Here is a 23,530-nt window from a genome sequence, read left to right as displayed (position 1 = left end):
ACCAGTTAGTAAATAACTGATTTTATTAAAAACTTAACGCATATAAAAAAGACACTAAATTAGTGTCTTATTTTTCTTCGTTAGATTTTACAACTTGTTGTCCCTTGTAATATCCTTTAGGGGATACACGGTGACTTAAACGGTATTCGCCGTTTACTGCATCGTAATGCATGTTAGGAACACTCAATTTGATGTGTCCACGACGTTGACGTTTCTTTTGTTTAGAAGTTCTACGTGCTGGTACAGCCATTCAAAACACTCCTTACTTAAAAATAATATTTAATTGATGGTTATTCATCACGCTAAAAAAGCTTTAAGCTTTAATAACTCACAGAATACATCATACTATCTATTCTAGATATTATCAAGTCATTTATGATTTGTAAATCTAAATTATTTAGTTTTTTTAGTTTCTTTTTTAGAATTTGCTTTTTTTGTTGATTTTAATTCACTAGCTTGTGTCTTAACTTCATCTTTTAAAGACTTAACTTCTTTAGAATTAGTTTTTTGTGTGTTTAATGTTACCAGCATACCCAACACTGCTCCAATAATTAAAATCACGACAATTAGCAAGATAAGTGGGACGCTAATAGAAGTAATCCCAAAATTAACATTTACTGAATGAACATTTGCTAAAGCAAATAAGACAACCACTAATAATAATACTAACCCAATAATAAATTGTTTTTGATTCTTCATTTTTTATCCCCCCATTTCATAATAATATAATCACCAATTGTTGGAAATAGCAAGTAAAATTTGAATGCTATATTTAATGAAAATGGTAAAGTTAAATCTTTTTTTGAATCTTCAAAGTGACTCACAACTTTTTGAGCTAGTTCATCGGGTTTTAGCATAAAACTACCCACATTTTCAACATAGTGGCCATCTTTATCGGCAACATTGAAAAAATTGGTTGAAACAGGCCCAGGATTAACCGTCATTACTTTAACATTAAATGGTGCTAGTTCTAAACGTAAAACATTTGAAAATTGAATAACGGCCGCTTTTGTAGCTGAATACGCAGCTGCTTTAGGTGTTGGGATTTTGCCAGCAACAGATCCTAAATTAATAATCTTACCAGATTCTGCTTCCATCATGTCACGACCGATTAAACGCGTAAAATACATTAACCCTAAAACATTAAGATCAAACATGTCATTTGCGGTTGTCATTGACATTTCAAAGAATGGATCAAAGTTACCAAATCCAGCAGCATTTACAAGATAATCAAAATGATCAATTTTTGACTTCATTTTGTTATAAACTTGTTCAATCATCTCTGGTTGGCTCATGTCAGCAGCAATCAAAATAACATCAACGTCAGACACCTGTTTAATTCGTGCTTGAACATGTTGTAACTTTTCGATATTGCGAGCAATTAATACAACCGTTGATTGCTTCTTTGCTGCTTCAATTGCAATTTCAGCACCAATACCACTTGATGCTCCTGTGATAACTGTTATTTTATTTTCTAGATTTACATTTTTCATCGTAACTACCTCTTCATTGGTACATCAATAATGTCGAAATCTTTCACTACTTTTGTATTCTTAAAGACTTTTTTAGCTTCTTTTTCTAGTTCATATGAATAGCTGCCATTATAACGAGCAGAAATATGAGTTAACAGTAATTTTTTAACATTTGCCTGTTTTGCAATATTAGCTGCTTGAACATTGGTTGAATGATAATAGTCATAGGCAAGCTTACCTTCAGACTTTCCAAAAGTACTTTCATGAACCATTACATCTGCATTTTGAGCAAGCGCTGTACTTTGAGGTGTTTTACGCGTATCGCCAAAGATAGAAACAATTCTACCTGGATGATCAGGCCCCAAGAAGTCTTTTCCTTGAAGGACTGTCCCGTCTTCAAGGGTGACCTCTTCTCCACGTTTAAGCTTACCATAAATCGGACCAGACTTAATACTGTAAGCCTTAAGCTTATCAACTAACAGCTCTCCTGCTCTTGGTTTTTCTTCTACACGATAACCAAAACTAGTAATACGGTGTTCTAGCTTTTCGCAAGTTACTTTAAAACCATGATCATCAAAAACTAAACCTGATTCAGTAATTGGAACATAATTAATTTTATATCCTAAATGAGTATCTGAAACGGATAGAGCTGTTTTGACAAATTTTTCAACTTTTGGAGGTCCATAGATAGTCAACGGACCATCTCCTCCTTGAAATGATCGAGAAGATAACAAACCTGGCAATCCAAATAAGTGATCTCCATGCAAGTGAGTTAAGAATATTTTTGTGATTTTACGCGGTTTAATGGTTGTTGATAATATTTGATGTTGCGTTGCTTCTCCCACATCAAAAAGCCAAACTTCATTAAGCTCGTCTAATAGTTTTAATGCAATACTTGTTACGTTTCTTGACTTAGCAGGTACACCCGCACCTGTTCCTAGAAATTCTAACTCCATTCATCGATCACTCACCTTTTAAATTAATACTTTCAAGAATAGTCTTTGCAATATATGTTGCATAATATTTTGCACCCTCTGGATTAGGGTGAATTTGGTCTTCATAAAACCAATCATCGTGACCTTTTGAGTAATTGTACCAATCAATTACTTTAAAGTTTTGATGCTCTGTTGCAGCTTGTTGTACAACTTGATTTACACTGTTTTGCCACTGACGGCTTGGAACATGTGTATTAATCCAAAAAATCGTGTGACCTGCGCCTATTTGGCTAATCAATTGGTTCAAATTATCACTTGAAAAAGGACCATTTGTTCCTAATCCAATTAAGACAATATTATTCAAGGCCTTTTCTTGTTGATATTGCGCGACAATGTCAAAACTTTGAATCATTTGTCTTGAAATTGTTGCATCAACAATCATTTGTGGAAACAATGTTTTCAAAATATTAGATGATCCTGCCATAACAGAATCTCCTATACCCGATATTGGTAAAAACTGCATCAATTGTAGTTGTGATTGTGTCAGACCATAATTTTGATAATCCGCATTTACGGGGCCGTTCTTTTCATTTTGCTTAGCTTGAGCAATCACAGCCTGGAAAGGTGAAACTTTTTTAGCCTCTGCTTCAGCAGCTTGTTGTTGTCTGCTTTGAGCTTGAGCAATCAATTCCTTATTTTCAGATTGATTCTTTTCACCGTTTGAAGCAATTGTTTTAGCAAGTTGACTGTCTTTTGCATCGGCAGCTTTGACAAATGGTGATGTTACAACTGCACCTATGAATAATCCAAGTATAACAGCAGATAATCCCCATTTAACTTGTAATTTAACGCCTAAAGATTTAAACGACTTCACTTGGCTAATTAAGCCCTTAATCGTTAGCTTATGAGCTTGTTTTTCAATTAATTGATAAGATATCTCTGAAACCGCTAAAATTAACATCACTTCTATTGCAGGATACAAAATAGGATGATCTGCAATATTTCTAAAGCGATTTTCAAAGAAAATCATAATTGGAAATTGATATAAGTAAATGCCATAGCTTCTAGTTCCTAAGTAACTAAAGACTGGATTTGTTAGCAATCGATTAAACATAGCTGCAGGATGAACAATCACAGCCACAAGCAGCGTTGTGAAAAGTGAAAATATAGCCATACCGCCTAAATACGTAAACCCTTGTTGAGGATTCATAATAGGCAAAAAACTCATCATAAGAATAATCAGCAAACTCACACCGCCGACAGAATTCAGCACAGTAGAAGTGAGTTTTTGAACATTTTGAGTGAGTTTTTCTCTAGGCCAAATCATACCTAAAAGTGATCCCATCATTAAGGCAAAAAGTCTGGTGTCCGTTCCATAATAAATTCGGCTAGTATCAATACCTGGACGATATAAGCCCGCCATCAGTCCAATCGAAACAATTGTTAAAACAATCGCTACAATAATTGGATAGCGCTTTTTCTTTGAAAAATAATAACAAGCAGCCAGTACTAACGGCCAAATAATATAATATTGCCATTCAATAGATAAAGTCCACAAATGAATAAATGGTGACTCATTTTGCGCAAAACGTTCAAAATAAGACTGGCCATTAAAAATCTGCCAGAAATTATAAACGCCGACTAAATTTGTGACAACTATTTGATAAAGCTGTGCTAATAAATTACGTTGAAAAAGCAAAATATATGTACTTGTTAGTGCCAAAACACTAACGAGTTGTGGATATATTCGTTTTACTCTTTTAATGTAAAAATCACGAAAACTAAATGTATTACTTTCCATGTTTTTAATCAGGTGACTTGTAATAAAGTATCCTGACAAAACAAAGAACACCAATACCCCCAAATAACCGCCAATAAATTGGTTAGGATTAATATGGTATAAAATCACTCCAATAACAGCAAGTGCTCTCAACCCATCAATCCCGGTTAAATAACGTTTCTTTTTTTTTCCCTTTTTCATTTAGTGCTACCCCTTTTGTCCTACTCAACAAATTCAAATGAGAAATCACCAATGAAGACATCGTCACCGTTCTTGGCACCGGCTTCACGTAATGCATCGTCAATACCAAACGAACGTAATTGTCTTGCAAAACGCATAATACCATCGTTGTGTGTCAAGTTAGACATTTGAAGCAGTCTTTCAACTTTTTCACCTTTAACAACGTACATACCAGCATTTTCTTTTTCAATGTAGAAGTCATCTTGTTTGTCTTCTGCCTTGAAGTCGTAATTTTGATGTTTAACATCTTCTGCTTCAGCATCTACAGACTTGATTTCTTTTGGTAATGTTTCTAGCACATCCGCTGTCTTTTGAAGTAATGCTTTAACACCTTGGTGTGTCACTGATGAGATCTCAAAAATTTCAGGTGCAGTTTCAAATTCAGCTTTAAATTCAGCTAGTCTATCTTCTGCACCCGGCACGTCCATCTTAGTTGCCACGATAATTTCCGGTGTTTGCATCAAATTGTCATCATATGTTTTTAGTTCTTTACGGATAGTTTGATAGTCTTCATAAGGTTCACGACCATTATTAGGATCCATATCAATTAAATGTAAAATAACTTTGGTACGTTCAATGTGTCGCAAGAACTGAATCCCTAATCCGACACCTAATGAAGCACCTTCAATAAGGCCAGGTAAATCAGCCATAGCAAAATCTTGACCACTATCTAGTTGAACCATTCCTAGGTTAGGAACTAGCGTTGTAAAATGATAAGCTGCAATTTTAGGCTTTGCAGATGTTGCAACTGAAAGTAGTGTTGATTTCCCTACAGATGGGAATCCTACTAATCCAACATCAGCAATCACTTTAAGTTCTAGCCTTAATTTACGAAATTGGCCTGGTTCACCATTTTCAGCTACTTCTGGTGCTGAATTTTTAGCTGACTTAAAGTGAATGTTTCCACGGCCTCCACGGCCTCCTTTTGCTACAACTAATTCTTCACCATCATGTGTTAAATCACCAATTACTTCATTGGTTTCATCATCATATACGGTTGTTCCAGCTGGAACCGCAATTATTGAGTCCTCAGCCTGACGACCGTACATTGATTTATTCATACCATTTTCGCCGCTTTTAGCTTTAAATTTACGACGGAATTTAAAATCCATTAATGTTCTAAGTCCTGGATCGACTTTAAAAATGATACTACCACCGCGGCCACCATCGCCTCCGGCTGGTCCCCCCATAGGGACATATTTTTCACGGCGGAAACTTATCGCTCCGTCTCCACCTTTTCCTGCTTGCACTTCCACTCGGGTATAATCAACAAACATTGTATTCCTCCTTACGAGTATTTCTGACTCTAACTATCATACCATGATTGTATTTGCTTATGATATTGATTTTAAAAATAAAATGTATAATAACCTTAATCTAAGACGTTTTTTGAACCGATAACGATAGGCTAAGTGTTTGAGCCTGTTTTTTGTTTAATCCCGCTTCTTGTAACTCTAAAACGGAAGCTTGCTTAATTTTGGTTAATGAGCCAAAATGTCGCATTAGCTTTTGTCTAGTTTTAGGCCCGATACCTGGAACAGTTTCAAGTTGAGAGGACAATGAATTTTTACTTCGTTTTTGACGATGAAAGTTAATGGCAAAACGGTGAACCTCATCTTGAATTCTTTGCAGTAAGTAAAAGCCTTGTGAATTGCGTTTTAAACTCACTACTTGTAAAGGATCGCCAAAAATCAACTCTGAAGTTTTATGTTTGTCGTTTTTAACCATACCAGCAACAGGAATCGCTAAACCGAGTTCATTTCTCAAAACATCTTTTGCAGCATTAACTTCAATATCGCCACCATCCATTAAAATCAGGTCGGGTAATGATTGTTTTTCTTTTAACAAGCGTTCATAACGTCTGCGAATAACTTCTCGTGTATTCGCTGCTTCGTCTGCCCCATTTTGATGTTCAAATCTACCAGATAGCTTATATTTTCGATAGTTGTGAGTATTCTTTTTTCCATCTTTAAATTGCACCATTGCTGAAACAGGATCTGTTCCCTGAATGTGTGAATGGTCAAATGACTCAATGATTGCGCCGTATGGCAAATTCAAAGCTGTAAAAATTTCACGTTGTGCACCAATTGTCTTTCTCTCATCTAATTCAATCAGCTTGAACTTCTCTTCTAAAACGATTTGACTATTTTTCTTAGCCAAGTCTAACAATTCTTTTTTAGTCCCTCGTTTTGGCGAAACCACTTTTGCACCAATCAAATCGCTTAGGAAGTCTGTATCTAGTTCTGACGGCACAACAATTTCTTGTGGTAACAGCTGATTTTCCTGCTTATAAAATTGCAAAATAAAAGTTGTCATTTCATCAACAACATCATCAGTTAGTGTAAACAACTTCTTTTCACGTTTTAAAAGACGAGATTGGCGAATGAAGAAAATTTGAACTGACACCCATCCTTTATCAACATAAAAATTGATAATATCTCGTGTTGTTTTATCAGTTGTAATAATTTTTTGTTTCTCAACTGTCGCTTCAATGTAGTGAATTTGATCACGCAATTCACCGGCACGTTCAAAGTTAAGTTCTGCAGCTGCATCCCTCATCTTTTGTGTCAATTCTTTCTTCACATCAGCAACATCACCATTTAAAAACCGTTTGATTTTTTTGATTTGGTCACGATAAACACTTTTTGGGACCTCTTTGAAACAAGCCCCCAAACATTGACCCATATGGTAATATAAACAAGGTCTTTTCAAGTTACCTTGGCAGCGTCTTAAAGGATACACTTTTTGAATAAAGTGCATCGTTTCTTCTGCCGCGTAAACATTAGGATAAGGACCAAAATAAAAACTGTGATCATTTTTGATTTCGCTAGTAATTTTGATGATTGGGTCACGTTCATTTGTAATTTGAATATACGGGTACCCCGTCCCCTGTTTTAATTTAATATTATAGTGTGGTTGATGCTTTTGAATAAGTGTGACTTCAAGCAAAAACGCCTCTTTATCGCTAGACGTCACGATTGTTTCAAAATCGACGATATCTGCGACAAGACGCGCTGTTTTACCTTCATGTTGGGTTTTAAAGTAAGAACGAACACGGTTCTTTAAGTTCTTCGCTTTTCCAACATATATAATATGATTATCTTTGTTCTTCATCAAGTAACATCCCGGAAGATCGGGAAGCAGCGCTAATTTGTGATCTAAGTATTCAGAAATAATAGTTAACACCCTTTTCTTTATCAGGATTATTTCATTTTACTCTATGATACCACAAATTAGTCTGTACTTAATTCTATAAATCTGTATCTAAAACTTGTGACAAGAATAATTGAGTCCGTTCATTTTTTGGATGGTCAAAAATTTGTTCAGGTGTGCCAACTTCAGCAAAACGACCGCCATCCATAAACCAAACTTTATTAGCAACGTGACGGGCAAAACCCATTTCGTGAGTCACGATAACCATTGTCATACCTTCTTTAGCTAAATCTTGCATCACTTTTAGCACTTCTCCAACCATCTCTGGATCTAAAGCACTAGTGGGTTCATCAAACAGCATCACGTCTGGTTTCATTGCTAACGCACGGGCAATCGCCACACGTTGTTTTTGACCGCCAGATAAAGAAGTTGGATAACTTTGTTCAAATTGATCCATGCCAACTTGTTTTAGTAAAGCTAGTGCTTTTTGGTTAGCTTCTGATTCATTCATTCCCTTTACTTTTTTAAGGGCTAGCGTGATATTTTTCTGAACAGTCATATTACTGAATAAGTTAAAGTCTTGAAAAACCATTCCCATTTTTTCACGCAATTGATTCAAGTTTTTATCTGATAACTTTGTAATATCCTGTCCTTCAAATTCAATTGAACCTTCAGTAACAGATTCTAGTGAGTTTAGCGTTCTTAAGAATGTACTCTTACCTCCACCAGAAGGGCCAATAATTGCGATGACATCTCCTTGGTTCACTTCTGTGCTAATATTTTCAAGAACTTTTTTGTCCCCATATGATTTGCCAAGTCCTTTGACTTTAATTAAATTATTCATGCTTCATCTTCCCTTCAAAATGGTTTAATAGTTTAGTTAAGCTGTACGTAATAACAAAGTAGATAATCATTGCAATGACGATTGGAATAACACCTTGATAAGTCACGGACTGAACAGCTTTAAGTTGGTAGATTAAATCTGCTACCCCGATAATGGATACGATTGACGTTTCCTTAATTAACGAAATAAATTCGTTACCTAGTGAAGGCCAAATGTTTTTGATAGCTTGAGGGAAAATAACGCTCATAAATGTATCTTTTGCTGATAATCCCAAGCTTCTTGCAGCTTCTTTTTGTCCTTTAGGAACTGAGTTAATTCCACCACGAATAATTTCTGAAACATAAGCTGCACTGTTAATTGATACAGCTATTACACCTGAAATTAAGGCTGGAATATTGATGAATGATCCAACACCAAAGTAGACAAACATAATTTGAATCATCAAAGGTGTTCCACGAATGAATTCCACAAAGGCTGCTGTTACCATGTTTAATAGTTTAAAGTGTGAAATTCTAAATAAGGCGAAAATAACACCTAAAATAATACCGAAGAAAATTGAAATAACTGTAATTAGTAATGTTGTACCTAATCCTGATGCAAAGTATGGCCAGTAGCTTAAAACCAATTGCCATGGTCCTTGATTTTGAGGAGAAGAGGATTCCAAATAGTTACCTGCATCTGCAAGATACTTGGGAATCAAGTTGTTATCTGTAATATTTTTAATAGCTGCGTTAGCTGTGGCTACTAAATCATCAGAATTTTTAGAAAAAGCAATAGCTGTTCCACTCATGTCTTCTTCGTTAACATCAGCGCTAATACTTGTAATATCTGAATTATGACTAACATATGCCTCCGCTACAGCTGACTCGGTTAGAAAAGCTGAAGTTTTCTTTGATTTCAATGAAAGTAATAAATCGTTTACATTAGTTAAAGCTGATGCCTTGGCTTCCGGAAAGCTTGTTTTCAAGATATCTTGTTGCATGCTTCCAACTTGTACACCCACTGCTTTGTCTTTAATATCACTTGCTGATTTTATTTGATCTGCATCGTCTTTACGAATAACGAACATTTGTTTTGACTTGTAATAAGGATCAGAGAAATCGACACTTTTCTTTCTTTCCTCAGTTGCGGACATTCCTGAGATAACCATATCAATTTTTTTGGTTTCTAGTGCCACAAGCAATGAATCAAAATCCATTGTTTTAACGACTAATTTCACACCGAGTTTATCAGCAATATCTTGTCCAATTTGGACATCCATTCCCACAACTTTTTGTGAGCCATCTACTGTTGCTAAAAATTCATAAGGTGGATAATCGGGCGAGGTCCCCATAACCAACTCACCTTTTGATTTAACTTCATCTACTGTAGATGCTTTAACTTGTGAATGATTAGTTGATAGTGTAACCGCTGTAACTAACAGCGTCAAAAATCCTAATATTTTAGTCACTACTTTTTGACTTTTCATAATTTGTTCCTCCTACGTGTTTTCTTTATAAGTCTGTTATACCCTATTTTGTATATTTATACAAATTATATTCAAATATACAAAGTTATACACTTTGACATCAATCACTTTTTTAGTATAATACGGGAAAAGGAGTTGTTTAATTATGGGATTAAGTTTTAAGAACCAAAATCAACTAAACGATTTATTCGATAAATTTGCTACAGTGCCTGATGAAAAAAAGAAGAAATCAGAAAAAAATGTAACAAAAGAAAAAGAAGACAAAAAAAAATAACGCATTAAGCGTTATTTTTTTTGTCTTCAACCCACTGCCACAAAGCATCAATGTTGTATTTCTTTTCAGAACTAAACAAAATCAAATCATCTGCTTCATCTAGTTCCAAAGTATCTTTAAAGTTTTTAACAACTTTATTCCACTGACTTTTTTTAACTTTATCTATTTTTGTTGCAACAATCAAAAGTGGCTGATTAAGATATTTTGCATATTGATACATTGCAATATCATCTTGAGTTGGTTTGTGACGTGAGTCCATCAATAGAATCATACCTTTTAACTCTTCACGACTTTCAAGGTAAGTTTCAATCATTTGACCAAACTTCTCACGCATTTTTTTAGAGACTTTAGCATATCCATACCCAGGAACATCTACTAAGTATAAATCATCGTTAACATTGAAAAAGTTAAGCGTTTGAGTTTTACCTGGAGAACTTGAGGTTCTAGCTAATTTTTTACGATTTAAAATCGCATTAATTAAACTTGATTTTCCAACATTTGAACGTCCAGATAAAGCAAATTCTGGGTATTTTGATGTTGGATATTGATCTGGATAAGCTACCGTCTTTTCAAGATCAACTTTATGAATTTTCATGATTTTTCCTTACAATTTCAACTGGTTTATTATCTGTAATCACTTCTTTTGTCACGATTACTTTCTCAACATCTTTTTCACTTGGTAAATCAAACATAATATCGCGCATACTATCTTCAATAATTGAACGTAATCCACGAGCACCTGTGTCACGTTTGATTGCTAACTTAGCAATCTCTTGAAGTGCTTCAGGTGTTACTTCAAGTTCAACGTTGTCTAATTGGATGAGCTTCTTATATTGTTTAACCAGAGCATTTTTTGGTTGGGTTAAGATGTTAACTAAATCATCTTCAGTTAATTTGTTTAAAACAGCCATGATAGGTAAACGTCCAATTAATTCTGGAATAATACCGAACTGCATTAAATCTTCAGGGATGATTTGTTGTGTGATGTTTTTAGCATCTAGCTTTTGTTTTTCATCAGAAGCACTGAATCCAATTGTTTGTTTGCCTAAACGACTTTCCACAATAGATTCAATACCATCAAATGCCCCACCAACGATGAATAAAATGTTAGTTGTATCAATCTGAATCATATCTTGTTGAGGATGTTTACGTCCACCTTTTGGTGGTACATTCGCAATTGTTCCTTCTAAGATTTTAAGTAATGATTGTTGAACACCTTCACCTGAAACATCTCTTGTGATTGAAACATTTTCACTCTTTTTAGCAATCTTATCAATTTCATCAACATAAATAATCCCATGTTGTGCACTTTCAATATCAAAGTTAGCGTTTTGAAGTAGTGATAGCAAGATGTTTTCGACATCGTCTCCAACATAACCTGCTTCTGTCAAACTTGTAGCATCTGCAATGGCAAAAGGAACATTTAAAATTCTAGCAAGTGTTTGTGCTAAGAATGTTTTACCTGACCCTGTTGGGCCAATTAGTGCTACGTTACTTTTTTGAAGTTCAGTATCATCATCACTTGTAACATTTACTTGTGTGATACGTTTGTAATGGTTATATACCGCTACAGAAAGTACTTTCTTAGCTTCTTCTTGTCCAATAACGTAATCATCTAAAATGGCACAAATTTCTTTTGGTGTAGGCAATTCTTTCAATTGACTCATTGCGTTATTTCTGAATTCTTCATCAATAACTTGTTTACTTAATTCTATACATTCATCACAAATATAAACACCATTTCCGGCAACCATTTTCTTCACTTGACTTTGGTCTTTGCCGCAAAAAGAACATTTAATTTGATCTGAACCTTCTACATTATCAAAATACATAAGCGTCTAATCCTTATTCTAATCTAGTATTCATTTACTTACATCTACTAAAGTATCATTTTTTAAACTATACATAAAGAAAAAAGTTTTCAAAATAAAAAGCGGGAAATTTCCCGCTTTTTAAAGGCTATAATAACAAGTCATTATTTTTTCTTGCTTTTTAGTTTTGAAGGCACAACTTCTGTTGCTGTATCTGAAAGTAAAGCAATTGCTTTCTTGATTGAGATATCGTGAACTAGCATGTCTTCAGTCAATGTTTGACGAACAACTTTTTCGTCCATGTTGTATTGAGCTGCTAAGTTTTTGATTTCTTCATCAATTTCTTCTTTAGAAGGTTTGATTTCTTCAGCTTTTACAATAGCTTCAAGAACAAGTGTTGATTTAACACGTTCTTTAGCATCTTTTGCAAATTGTGCTTTCATATCTTCTTGAGTTGTACCTGTGATTTGGAAGTACATTTCTGGAGAAATACCTTGTCTTTGCATGTTACCTAAGTATTGGTTCATTTGATTGTTAACTTCGTTATCAATCATAGCTTGAGGTACTTCAGTAATTTCAGCATTATCTACAGCTTCTTTAATAGCGTAGCTTTGGATGTTATCTTCAGCTGCTTCTTCTTTAGATTGTTGAATTTCTTGTTGAATCTTTTCTTTCAATTCGTCTAAAGTTTCAACTGAATCGTCGATATCTTTAGCAAATTCATCATCTAATTTTGGTAATTCTTTTGTTTTGATTTCGTGAATTTTTGTATCAAAGTGTGCTTCTTTACCTGCTAATTCTTCAGCTTGGTAATCTTCAGGGAAAGTCACAACAACGTCCACGTCATCTCCAGCTGAATGACCAATTAATTGATCTTCAAATCCTGGAATGAATGATCCTGAACCAAGTTCAAGTGAATGGTTTTGAGCTGTTCCACCATCAAATGCAACACCATCAATCATACCTTTGAAGTCGATAATAACTGTATCACCTTTAGCTGCTTTACCTGTTTCTTTTAGAACAAGTTCAGCGTTTTGGTCACGTCTTTTATCTAGTTCAGCATTTACTTCTTTTACAAGAGCTTTACGATCTTGTTTTGGAACGTTTAGGTTTTTGTATTCACCTAATTTAACTTCTGGCTTAATAGTTACAGTTGCTTTCATTTTCCAGTCAGCATCGCGTTCCATTGATTCTGGTAACACTTCAGGTTGGTCCACGGGTTCTACACCAGTTTCTTGTAAAGCATTGTTGTAAGCTTCAGGAAGCACAATGTTTAGTGCTTCTTCATATAAAGCTTCTTCGCCGTACATACGGTTGAACATAGCACGTGGCAGTTTACCCTTTCTAAATCCAGGAGCATCGATGTTTTTCTTTACACGATCAAATGCTTTATCTAGACCTTTTTTTACTTCTTCTTTTGAAATTTCGAATGTCAGTTCGCCGGTAATATTACCTGTTTTTTCCCATTTTGCAGACATTAAAATCTACCTCCGATGTCAATTTTGGGTTTATTTTCATAATCCATCATACCCATTTATCTTACATGATATCACGCCAAAACTCAACGTATTAGCGGGATTTTTTCAAAAAAAAAGAGCTTAGGATTAACCTAAAGCTCTTTTTTATCATTAAATAATGAAAATTATTCAACGATTTCGTTAACCATACCAGCACCAACAGTACGTCCACCTTCACGAACAGTGAATTTTGTACCTTTTTCGATAGCTACTGGAGCAATCAAGTCAACTTCAAATGTTACGTTATCACCAGGCATAACCATTTCAACGTTATCAGGTAATTCGATAACACCAGTTACGTCAGTTGTGTGGAAGTAGAATTGAGGACGGTAGTTTGAGAAGAATGGAGTATGACGTCCACCTTCTTCTTTACTCAAGATATAAACTTCACCCTTGAATTTTGTGTGAGTTTTGATTGAGCCTGGCTTAGCCAATACTTGTCCACGTTCGATTTGTTCACGGTTAACACCACGTAGAAGTGCACCAACGTTATCTCCAGCTTCACCAGAATCTAGAGTTTTACGGAACATTTCTAGTCCAGTAACAGTTGATTTCATGATTTCAGGTTTTAGTCCGATGATTTCAACTTCATCACCAACGTTAACCACACCACGGTCGATACGACCTGAAGCAACTGTACCACGACCTGTGATTGTAAATACATCTTCAACAGGCATCAAGAATGGTTGGTCTTTGTGACGGTCTGGAGTTGGAACGTATTCATCAACTGCATCCATTAAGTCATAGATAACTTGTTCTTGTTCTTCGTCACCTTCGATAGCCTTCAATGCTGAACCACGTAGTACGGGAACATCATCACCAGGGTAATCGTATTCTGAAAGTAATTCACGAACTTCCATTTCAACTAAGTCGATCAATTCTGCATCGTCAACTAAGTCAGTTTTGTTCAAGAATACTACGATGTAGTCAACACCAACTTGGTGAGCAAGTAAGATATGTTCACGAGTTTGTGGCATTGGACCATCTGTAGCAGCAACTACTAAGATAGCACCGTCCATTTGAGCAGCACCAGTAACCATGTTCTTAACGTAGTCCGCGTGTCCTGGAGCATCGATATGAGCATAGTGACGGTTTTCTGTTTCGTATTCAACGTGAGCTGTATTAATTGTAATACCACGTTCTTTTTCTTCAGGAGCTGCATCGATTGATGCGTAGTCTGAAGCGTCTGCTAGACCTTTCTTAGCTAAAACTGTTGTGATAGCTGCTGTTAAAGTTGTTTTCCCATGGTCAACGTGTCCGATAGTACCAATGTTAACATGGGGCTTAGTTCTTTCGTAATGTGCTTTTTCTGCCATTATAAAATACCCTCCTGTAAATTAGAAGAATTCCGTATAGGCAAAACCCTAAACGGATAATTCTCTGTTGATTATTGTACTACTTTCAAGACAAAAATAATAGTCATGCCTTGAAAATATCCGTATTTGATTATACGTAGAGACTTCAAAAAAGTAAATACTTTTTTGAGAAGTTGTCTCAAATTTCTTCACTTTGATTAAGCTTTTTAATCAAAGCAAAATAAGGATTATCATTTTTGTCAAAATCCTCATCTCCTAATATACCAAAGTATGCTAAAAAAGAAAAGACAAACTCTGATATATTTTTGATAAATAAATCAAAGCGCGGATAAAGCTGTGCTAACAGCAATGTATATTGCGAAATAGCAAGTTGCTGGATACTTGGATCAACGATTTCTGACTGAATAATCGCAATAGATTGTGTCATAAATTGGCTATCAAAGTAAAGTGTCGTTTGCTGTAAATCAACCTCTGTTAGTTTATCTAAAATAAACACAGGGATTGTATCAACTTCCTCTAATTTAACCAAATCTTCAATCAAAGCCACTCGTAATTCTGGTTGTAATCCGGGTGCTAAAAAAGCTGTCCTGCATATTTGAGCAAACTCATTGATAGGTAGTTTCTTCAATTGCTCATAGCTTTTACGACTTTTAATCAGACCTGCAGCCATATTGTTGAAAAATTCCGCTTTAATTGTTTGATTATCTTTAGGCAAAGTTAAGGATTTAAATCGTTCTTGATATTGGTTGTACACTGTTTCAAATTCAAAACCAAAAAGTTGTCCCCTTTTTAAATGAAACGGAATCTGAAAAAATGGGATGATTAAATGATTTTGGTATAAGACTTGTAAATAAATTTCAAAGCTTTGATTATTTTGATAAATATCCAAATACTTTAATTCATCTAAAGCCTGCGTATATTTTTGTAATTTCAAATAATTTCGGATTAATTCCGCTGTTATTTCAGAGTTTGGGCCAAAATTTTGAGCTTCTTCCAAAAAAGCAACTGCTCCTTGATAATCTTTTTGGGCAGTTGCTTTTTTTGCTGATTTTAACAATTCAGTTTGCGAAGTATTCACGTTTATAAATCTCCTACTTCTTTTTGGGTTGTGGTTTATTTCCTTGAGGCTTATTTGCATTACGACGATGACGATTTTGGTTAACTTCCATAATCACCGGCAATACAACGGGGCGACGTTTTGTTTTTTGGAATAAGTATTTTTCTAGTGAATGTCTAACGTCTTGCTTCAACTCAGACCAGTCAAATTTTTTGGTTTGTAGATTTGTATCAATTGCTTCTTTAGTTAACTCGATACTTTCATAAATCAAATCTTTATTTTCCTTAATGTATACAAATCCACGTGTCATAACTTTAGGCTGTGCAACTATTTTCTTTTTCTTACGATCAATAGTTACAACAGCAATAAACATACCATCATCAGCTAAAATTTTTCTGTCACGTAATACAATGTTACCAATATCGCCGATTCCTGCACCATCAATCATGGTATCTTCTGAGGAAACCGGTTCAGTTAGTTCAAATTGGCCTTTTTGGTAGTGATAGACATCACCTTTTTTGGCAATAATGATGTTACTTGAATCAATACCTGTTTCCTGTGCAGCTTCTTTATGCGCTGCAAGTAGACGGTATTCTCCCTGGATTGGGAATAAGTACTGAGGATTTAACAAGTTGATCATCATCTGCAATTCATAACGTGAAGCATGTCCTGAAGCGTTAATTTCACGGCCGATTTCTTTAACGACACCACCTGCACGATAAATCAGGTCAGATGTTTTTGCAACAGTTGTCTCCATAGAATGTGATGGTGTTGTTGTGATGAAAACCAAATCACCGTCTGTAATGTTAACAAGCTTATGTTGTTGCATTGCCATTCTTTGAAGTGATTTTAAAGGTTCACCCATACGGCCTGTTTCTAGTACTAAAATATCTTCTTTATCGTAATCATTTATTTTAGTAGCGGGAATAATTAGGTCTTCATCTGGAATATGCAACAAGTCTAAATCCATTGCAGTTCTCACAATTTTTGCAACATCTTGACCGGTTAAAATTACTTTTCTATTTGATAAATGCGCTGCATTTAAAATTTGTTGAACACGAGCAATATTTGAGGCTACTGCAGAAACAATCACACGACCTGGATGATCTTTTAGCGTTTCAATAATGTAATCGCCAATTTCTTTTTCATTAGCACCTTCATGTGGCATTTCGGCATTTGAAGAATCACTTAATAGTGCTAAAACACCCTCTTTGCCAATTTCCATAATACGACCGTAATTAGTTTTGTATCCCTTGTTTACACTTTGGTCAAATTTAAAGTCACCTGTGTAAACAATTTGACCAGCATCTGTTTTGATAGCAACACCTAATGTTTGTGGAATATTGTGTGTTGTATCAAAGAATGAAACAGTTGCATTTTTAAAATCAATCGCAGTATCTTGGTCAATTTCATGGAAATCACTAAAATCAGCATTCTTCTTAGCGTTTCTTACTGCAATCTTAGCTAATTCAATCGTTAGTTTTGATCCAAAAACTGGAATATCATATTTGGTAATAAAGTATGGAAGTGCGCCAATTGCATCAGCATGACCATGTGTTAGAAACACACCCATAATTTTGTCTGCGTTATCTTCAATGAAAGATAAGTCAGGAATGACGTAGTCAATCCCCAATAATTGTGTGTCTGGATACTTCAATCCAGCATCTAAAATAAAAATCTCATCATCAACTTGCACAGCATACATGTTTTTTCCATTCTCACGTACACCGCCAAGTATCATTACTTTGATATCTTGTGCCATTTATTATCTCTTTTCTAAATTTTTTAATTTATCAATTTTATCCCCTATCGGGTTACTTGACTTTAACTACTGTAATTTTATCATATATTTGTATAAATTAAAGAATATAAAAAAGAGACCTTTTAAAAGGTCTCTTTTTTATATTGATTAACGACGTAATCCTAAAGCTTTGATTAGGTCACGGTATCTTGAAACATCTTTGTTTCTTAGGTAACTTAGTAAGTTACGACGGTGACCGATTTTTTTCAATAGACCAACGTGTGAGTGGTGATCTTTTTTGTTTTCTTTTAAGTGAGCGTTAAGAAGAGTAATTTCTTCTGTTAAAACTGCAACTTGAACTTCTGGAGAACCTGTATCTCCTTCGTGACGAGCAAATTGTTGAATTAATTCATTTTTTCTTGTTTTTGAAATAGCCATTTGTATTTCCACCTTTCTTAAAATCCCCGTAAACATTGCCTAACGTTGGTGATTCGATTAAACAAAGCAAACGGTTCGAAATAAATGATACATTAAATCATGAAAAAAAGCAACATTACTGTCTTGCAAAACTTAAACAATTTCATTATAATTGAAGTCGCTGAGTTTTCCTGTGAAAACTCTTGTTATAAATTGGAGGTGACAAATATGCCACAAATCAAATCTGCTATCAAACGTGTTAAAACTATTGAAGCTGCTAACAACCGTAACGCTACTCAAATGAGCCGTTTACGTACAGCTATCAAAAAATTCAAAGTTGCTAAAGCTAACAACGCTGACAACACTAACGAATTATTTAACCAAGCTTTACGCGCAATTGACATGGCTGCATCAAAAGGTTTAGTTCACAAGAACAAAGCTAACCGTGATAAGTCTCGTCTAGCAAAACAAAATGCTGCTAACTAAGATAACTTAACTTATTTTAGTTTTTAATATTAAAGACTAAAAAGAAGCCCTCTTTTATAAGAGAGCTTCTTTTTTAGCATTTTAACAGAAATAACTGCAAAAAATCATCATGATACTGATAACCTGATTTGATTCGATACTCTATTTCTATTAATTGATTAATCAGATACACCAGGTGTGAGGTACTAATTTGAGTTTGACTGGCTAACTTTATACGGTAAGGATGTGCCTTTAAAGTTTGTTCAATTTGTTTTAACGATTTATTTTGCTCTTGTAATAGCTTAACCTGCAACAAAAATCGAAGTTGAGAGGTCATAGCAGCGACCAGTTGGACCTCATTAACCCCTTGATTAATTTGCTCCTTCAGTAATTCAATAGCCTGTTGGTAGTCTTTTTTTAATGCTAAACTCAAAATATCAAAAATATTATCCGATAAATTTTGCTCAACGTTATCAATAACTAGTTTTTGTGAAATGATCATCGTATCTAACGATGCAATTTTAAGCTTTTCTATTGCATTCATTAAAGCGGTTACATCAAAAGCCGCACGCTTAACCAATAAATTGGTTACTTGAGGCTCGATTTTATAGTTATCTTTTTCAATTAGTTGCTGTGCAAACGCATTTAAATTACGATAAGATAGTTTATCTTCTATTGTCATCAAATGCTTTTTCAAAACTTTAATTATTTTTTTTCGCTCATCCAATTTAGGATAATTAAAATCAAATATTAAATAACTATCGCTAATTTCTTGGGACTCAATCACCTTAATTAGTTGATCTAATACTTTTTTGTTCTTAACTGCAGGCGCTTTAGCAGTTAAATTCTCAAGTTCAGAAATAATCAGGATTTTTTGGGATGAAAACAAAGATGATTGCGTGAGTTCATTAACAAGTCCCTGATAGCCTTGCTTGTCTAAATCAAATCGAACAATATCCACATCCCCATGTTGTTCTTGATATTTTTTTACCAGCTGTTGAATCAAGTAATCATTTAGTAAATCCGTTGATGTATTAACCAATGCTCCTAAAGTGCTTTGGTTATTTTTTATGTCTAAAAATTGACTAAGTGTCAACCAGAATCCTCCTCATTGGTTTGGTAGCGTCGCTTTTCCCACTGACCAAAACTGTTGAAATATACGTTAATCATACCATATTGATGAGTACCGTCATATTTGATTTTAAGATTACTTAGCGCATTAATTGTCTCTTGATGTGGATGGTGATAACGATTATTTTTTCCAGCTGAAATAAAAGCATAGCTTGGATTGAGTTGTTTCAAAAATTCAAATGAACTTGATGTTCGACTTCCATGATGCCCTAGTTTTAAATAATCAATCTTTAGGTCTTTATATTTCTTTAAAATTGTCAATTCCTGATTTTTTTCTAAATCTCCTGTAAATAACCATTTTTTATCTTGAACGCCCACTAATAACGCCAACGAATCTTTATTTTCGCCCATCCCAGGATTTTCAGGATATAAAACACTAAAATCAAGTGACTCATACTCACGCCTATCTCCTGCTTTCAGCGCATGAAAGGCTGTTATTTCAGAATAACGTTGCATAATACTTTTAAACTTAGCCACTCGTTGCATCCCTATCCCATAATAGACTGTTTCAACTTTTATTGACCTTAATAATGGCTCCAAATCACCAATATGATCATCGTCTTGATGAGACAAAAACAGAGCATCAATTTGTGAAATACCTTGAGCATTCAAATAAGGAACCGTTATTTTTTCTACAATAGATTTGGTGTTGGTCGTTTTTCCAAAGTTTAACCGGCCACCTGTATCTATCATTACCACTTTACGTTTAATTGGCGTTGTCAAAACAATACTATCTCCCTGCCCCACATCCATAAACGTCACTTGCCCATAAAAAGGAAAATGGATAAGTATGTAAGCTATGCTATACATCGTTACCATCGTCACAATTAACCTTGATTTCATCCGTTCAAAGGTAAAACTTGCAATCGTTAATCCAATAAGTAATATCACGATTATAAATTCCGGTTTACCAAAATTAACCATGCCATAATCTAGCTGTCCCACATAACCCAAAAAATCAAATAACTTGAGTAATAAATAAGCTATACCATCAAAAACTAGTGGAACTAGCGGATACAAAAAACTGAGTAAAACAAGCGGTAAAATAATATAATCAAATAAGGGAATTGCTATAAAATTGTATAAACTCGTGAAGATGTTATAACTATAAAAATAATAGAGCAAGAGTGGCAAACTAGTTAAATTAAGGTAGATAGATTGTTTCAAATAAGACATATTTTGCGTCAAAATCAAAATAAGTACTAAGAAGTAACTCAGTTGACCACCTACTGTGGTAATCATCAAAGGATCAATTAATGAATGACAAATAAACCCTAGTCCCAGCTGATCTAGTGGATTCAACTTCACTTTAAAAACATTAACTAAGACCAAAGCCACCCAATAACTAACAACAGCTCTCACCAGTCCGACTTGTTCATTACCAATAAAAACAAAGATAATCAAAGCTATTCCTGTTATTATTTTAGTCTGTTTCCGACGTATTCGTAGTAAATATAGTAGTTTCTCAAGTAATTTCGCAATAACTTGAACATGCAATCCAGATATTGAAATAATATGAATAATCCCTAATTTTTTGAAGGTCTCATCATATGATAGTTCCTTAAATTTTTCACCTAGTATTAACTGAAAGCCCAACATATTCAATGGCTCAGGTAACTGTTGATAGAACTTTTTGAGCTCAAAACGTACTTGATGAATCAAACTGATAGGATTAAACAGTATAAGTGTATCGGGTGATACAACCTGATAGTCTTTAATACTCAACTGATAGTGAATACCTGAACTTTGATAGTAATTCTGACTGTCGAATTCAGCGATATTAGTTGCCTTAGTCAATGGTTTGAGCTCCGCAGACCTAATGAACAATTTTTTAAACGCTATCTTTTGATTTTTAAGCTGTTTAATCTTGTTTCCACTAATCAAAACCTTTTGAGAATCTAATTTTCCTTCACCAAAAAAGCTATCAGCTTCTTGATTAAAAGTCACTTCATCTAAGTAAAGTTCAACTATCTTTGTATTATCAGGTGGTTGATAAGTTGCTTGATGACTATATAACAAGCCATAGCTAATCAATACTACTGCTAATATAGCTAGATAAACTAGACTTTGCTTTAGTACCTTTTTTAACCACCACAACAAGCTCATTAAAAATAAGCTAATACTCAAATAATGATGACTAGATAAAGCAAAAACCAGTGTTAACAACATAAATGCGAGTATAAAAATGTCACCTGGTAACAGCTTAAACTTTAACATCCGCACGAATGCTTTCAATAAACTTATCACCAATCCCCGTTACATTTTTTAAATCATCAACCGATGAAAAGTTACCGTGCTTCTTACGATAGTCAATAATACGTTGTGCTTTCTTTTGACCAATCCCTGTAATCCCCTGTAGTTTAGATTCAGTGGCCGTGTTCAAATCAATTTTCCCTGATTCTTTTTCGCCGTCTTGTGTTTTATTATCGTCGGTCTCTAAAGTTTCGGAATTAGCACTTGTCATACTCTTAATAATGATTTTATCTTGGTCTTTAAGCACGCGTGACTGATTAGTCGTATTGAGATTAGCAGATTCTGTCACACCACCTGCTAGCTTTATGAGATCGTGAATGCGTGAATCCCGATTCAATTCATAAACACCTGGCATTTTAACATCACCACTAATATCAACTTTGATTGTTTCGGGTTGGCTTTCGTGAGATTCCTCACTCACATTATCGCTCTTTTCCAAGTTATTGATTCGAATAAAACCACTAGTTTCAGATTCAAATGACTGTTTGTTCATTTTAGGGTTTAGACTATAAATTAATAAACCCCCAACAAAAATAATAGCTACGGCTATCATAATTAATTTGGTTCGATGCTTTTTAATTTGTTCCATGGTATTCTTCTCTTTTCATTTTTACTTAACTACGAAAAAAAACACAGTGTTCATTTACACTGTGTTTTTTAAATAATTAAGCGCATCATCAAATGTTTTAACAGGCACTATTTTCATAGATAACTTCATTTCTTCAGCTGTCTTTTTAGCTAGTTCATAATTCGTTATATTATTTTCACCCATTGCTTCAGGCGCAAAGAAAACTTGTGCACCAGCATCAGAAGCTGCAACAACTTTTTTATCAATACCACCAATAGCACCAACATTGCCATCTGTATCAATTGTTCCTGTTCCTGCTATTTTTTGGCCATGTGTGAGGTCTTCTTGGGTTAGCTGTTGATAAACACCCAGTGAGAACATTAAACCCGCACTAGGTCCACCAATCGAGCCAGCGTCAATTGTAACTTTAGGATTTGTTGTTAGTTCAGTTTCATCAACTAACGAAACCCCTATTCCCACTTTATTAGTTGTAGTAAGTCTCATTGTTTGACCCGACAGTTCAATTGTTTGGTTTGATCGTTTAACTTCTAATTTGATTTCTTGATTTTCATCAAGACTTGAAACGTACTGTATTAAATCGCTAGTTTGATTGAAGTGACGCCCATTAATACCAGTTATAACATCACCAGATTTTAGCGATTGATAAAAGTGAGACTGAGGATCCACCTGCAAGACATTAACTCCCAAGTATTTTTGATCATATGGCGTGTTCGTCTTTTTATAGGCATTGATAATAGCTGCATTTTGTGAATTTTGCATAAAAAATTGTTGAACCTTTAGATACTGCTCATCACTTACGCCGCCCGTCAATTCTTCACTCGAAACAGCTGTCACATGCGGTTGAAATCGACTTAAAAATAAACTCAGGTTCGTGGCTTTTTTTATCCCAACAGTTGTTAAATAAAATTGATTATTCTTAACAATTTTATCATTATCAACTTTTACAAACTTAGCGACATCTTCTGCTGAACCAGGTACTTCAAGATAGTACGAAGTTGGAAAATTTAAAAAGACACCCAAAGCAATAATTAATAGCGCGATTATGACCGTCCATCTTCGTCTCATTC

22 protein-coding genes are annotated in these 23,530 nt (G+C 34.6%); 2 read left to right on the top strand and 20 right to left on the bottom strand.

Going from position 1 to position 23,530, the window contains the following annotated elements; genetic code table 11:
- Positions 1 to 67: 67 nt before the first annotated feature.
- From rpmF to JNUCC80_RS02635, 9 genes are all read right to left on the bottom strand, one after another.
- A complete protein-coding gene (gene rpmF / locus JNUCC80_RS02675; protein WP_339969483.1) occupies positions 68 to 250 on the bottom strand; it encodes a 50S ribosomal protein L32 in 183 nt (60 codons plus the stop codon).
- A 143-nt stretch (positions 251 to 393) separates the two neighbouring features.
- Positions 394 to 699 carry a lipopolysaccharide assembly protein LapA domain-containing protein gene (locus tag JNUCC80_RS02670; RefSeq protein ID WP_454142819.1) on the bottom strand — a complete coding sequence of 102 codons (306 nt, stop codon included), beginning with the start codon at positions 697 to 699 and terminating at the stop codon, positions 394 to 396.
- The gene (locus JNUCC80_RS02665) at positions 696 to 1,493 is read right to left on the bottom strand and encodes an SDR family NAD(P)-dependent oxidoreductase (RefSeq protein WP_454153247.1); all 798 of its coding nucleotides are present in this window, start codon (positions 1,491 to 1,493) and stop codon (positions 696 to 698) included. Before JNUCC80_RS02665 ends, JNUCC80_RS02670 begins: the two co-directional genes overlap by 4 nt.
- A gap of 5 nt (positions 1,494 to 1,498) precedes the next feature.
- Positions 1,499 to 2,428 carry a ribonuclease Z gene (gene rnz / locus JNUCC80_RS02660; RefSeq protein ID WP_454142823.1) on the bottom strand — a complete coding sequence of 310 codons (930 nt, stop codon included), beginning with the start codon at positions 2,426 to 2,428 and terminating at the stop codon, positions 1,499 to 1,501.
- Between the two features lie 7 nt (positions 2,429 to 2,435).
- The gene (locus JNUCC80_RS02655) at positions 2,436 to 4,388 is read right to left on the bottom strand and encodes an acyltransferase family protein (RefSeq protein ID WP_454153246.1); all 1,953 of its coding nucleotides are present in this window, start codon (positions 4,386 to 4,388) and stop codon (positions 2,436 to 2,438) included.
- Positions 4,389 to 4,408: 20 nt separating this feature from the next.
- Positions 4,409 to 5,704, bottom strand: coding sequence for a GTPase ObgE (gene obgE, locus JNUCC80_RS02650; RefSeq protein WP_454153245.1), 1,296 nt, complete (start codon positions 5,702 to 5,704; stop codon positions 4,409 to 4,411).
- Positions 5,705 to 5,804: 100 nt separating this feature from the next.
- Positions 5,805 to 7,604 carry an excinuclease ABC subunit UvrC gene (gene uvrC / locus JNUCC80_RS02645; RefSeq protein WP_454153333.1) on the bottom strand — a complete coding sequence of 600 codons (1,800 nt, stop codon included), beginning with the start codon at positions 7,602 to 7,604 and terminating at the stop codon, positions 5,805 to 5,807.
- A gap of 73 nt (positions 7,605 to 7,677) precedes the next feature.
- Positions 7,678 to 8,424 carry an amino acid ABC transporter ATP-binding protein gene (locus JNUCC80_RS02640; RefSeq protein ID WP_454153244.1) on the bottom strand — a complete coding sequence of 249 codons (747 nt, stop codon included), beginning with the start codon at positions 8,422 to 8,424 and terminating at the stop codon, positions 7,678 to 7,680.
- The gene (locus tag JNUCC80_RS02635) at positions 8,417 to 9,892 is read right to left on the bottom strand and encodes an ABC transporter substrate-binding protein/permease (protein WP_454153243.1); all 1,476 of its coding nucleotides are present in this window, start codon (positions 9,890 to 9,892) and stop codon (positions 8,417 to 8,419) included. The genes JNUCC80_RS02640 and JNUCC80_RS02635 overlap by 8 nt, the downstream gene beginning before the upstream one ends.
- A 145-nt stretch (positions 9,893 to 10,037) precedes the next feature.
- Between JNUCC80_RS02635 and JNUCC80_RS02630 the strand changes: the two genes are divergently transcribed.
- Positions 10,038 to 10,166 carry an SPJ_0845 family protein gene (locus JNUCC80_RS02630; RefSeq protein WP_454142833.1) on the top strand — a complete coding sequence of 43 codons (129 nt, stop codon included), beginning with the start codon at positions 10,038 to 10,040 and terminating at the stop codon, positions 10,164 to 10,166.
- A 4-nt stretch (positions 10,167 to 10,170) separates the two neighbouring features.
- Here JNUCC80_RS02630 and yihA read toward each other — a convergent pair whose 3' ends face one another.
- The 7 genes from yihA to rpsO all read right to left on the bottom strand — a co-directional run bounded on the left by yihA (position 10,171) and on the right by rpsO (position 18,046).
- Positions 10,171 to 10,761, bottom strand: a complete 591-nt coding sequence (yihA, locus tag JNUCC80_RS02625) for a ribosome biogenesis GTP-binding protein YihA/YsxC (protein ID WP_454153242.1) — start codon at positions 10,759 to 10,761, stop codon at positions 10,171 to 10,173.
- A complete protein-coding gene (gene clpX, locus JNUCC80_RS02620; protein WP_454153241.1) occupies positions 10,748 to 11,998 on the bottom strand; it encodes an ATP-dependent Clp protease ATP-binding subunit ClpX in 1,251 nt (416 codons plus the stop codon). Before clpX ends, yihA begins: the two co-directional genes overlap by 14 nt.
- 143 nt (positions 11,999 to 12,141) lie before the next feature.
- Complete coding sequence (tig, locus tag JNUCC80_RS02615; protein ID WP_454153240.1) at positions 12,142 to 13,455, bottom strand: trigger factor; 1,314 nt, start codon at positions 13,453 to 13,455, stop codon at positions 12,142 to 12,144.
- A gap of 164 nt (positions 13,456 to 13,619) precedes the next feature.
- The gene (tuf, locus tag JNUCC80_RS02610) at positions 13,620 to 14,810 is read right to left on the bottom strand and encodes an elongation factor Tu (protein ID WP_454142841.1); all 1,191 of its coding nucleotides are present in this window, start codon (positions 14,808 to 14,810) and stop codon (positions 13,620 to 13,622) included.
- 178 nt (positions 14,811 to 14,988) lie between these two features.
- A complete protein-coding gene (locus tag JNUCC80_RS02605) occupies positions 14,989 to 15,888 on the bottom strand; it encodes a hypothetical protein (protein ID WP_454153239.1) in 900 nt (299 codons plus the stop codon).
- Between the two features lie 13 nt (positions 15,889 to 15,901).
- Positions 15,902 to 17,629, bottom strand: coding sequence for a ribonuclease J (locus tag JNUCC80_RS02600; RefSeq protein WP_454153238.1), 1,728 nt, complete (start codon positions 17,627 to 17,629; stop codon positions 15,902 to 15,904).
- 147 nt (positions 17,630 to 17,776) lie between these two features.
- Complete coding sequence (gene rpsO, locus JNUCC80_RS02595) at positions 17,777 to 18,046, bottom strand: 30S ribosomal protein S15 (protein ID WP_454142847.1); 270 nt, start codon at positions 18,044 to 18,046, stop codon at positions 17,777 to 17,779.
- 207 nt (positions 18,047 to 18,253) lie between these two features.
- Between rpsO and rpsT the strand changes: the two genes are divergently transcribed.
- Positions 18,254 to 18,511, top strand: a complete 258-nt coding sequence (rpsT, locus tag JNUCC80_RS02590; protein ID WP_454142849.1) for a 30S ribosomal protein S20 — start codon at positions 18,254 to 18,256, stop codon at positions 18,509 to 18,511.
- A gap of 73 nt (positions 18,512 to 18,584) precedes the next feature.
- Here rpsT and holA read toward each other — a convergent pair whose 3' ends face one another.
- The 4 genes from holA to JNUCC80_RS02570 are packed head-to-tail and all read right to left on the bottom strand — an operon-like array spanning position 18,585 to position 23,528.
- Positions 18,585 to 19,586 carry a DNA polymerase III subunit delta gene (gene holA / locus JNUCC80_RS02585; RefSeq protein ID WP_454153237.1) on the bottom strand — a complete coding sequence of 334 codons (1,002 nt, stop codon included), beginning with the start codon at positions 19,584 to 19,586 and terminating at the stop codon, positions 18,585 to 18,587.
- Positions 19,583 to 21,838: a DNA internalization-related competence protein ComEC/Rec2 gene (locus JNUCC80_RS02580; protein ID WP_454153236.1), complete on the bottom strand. Its 2,256-nt coding sequence runs from the start codon at positions 21,836 to 21,838 to the stop codon at positions 19,583 to 19,585. The genes holA and JNUCC80_RS02580 overlap by 4 nt, the downstream gene beginning before the upstream one ends.
- Positions 21,825 to 22,463: a helix-hairpin-helix domain-containing protein gene (locus JNUCC80_RS02575; RefSeq protein ID WP_454153235.1), complete on the bottom strand. Its 639-nt coding sequence runs from the start codon at positions 22,461 to 22,463 to the stop codon at positions 21,825 to 21,827. Before JNUCC80_RS02575 ends, JNUCC80_RS02580 begins: the two co-directional genes overlap by 14 nt.
- A gap of 54 nt (positions 22,464 to 22,517) precedes the next feature.
- Positions 22,518 to 23,528: a SepM family pheromone-processing serine protease gene (locus JNUCC80_RS02570; protein ID WP_454153234.1), complete on the bottom strand. Its 1,011-nt coding sequence runs from the start codon at positions 23,526 to 23,528 to the stop codon at positions 22,518 to 22,520.
- Positions 23,529 to 23,530: the final 2 nt, after the last annotated feature.

Source organism: Holzapfeliella sp. JNUCC 80, assembly GCF_053667655.1.
This window is presented reverse-complemented; position numbering and strand designations above follow the sequence as displayed.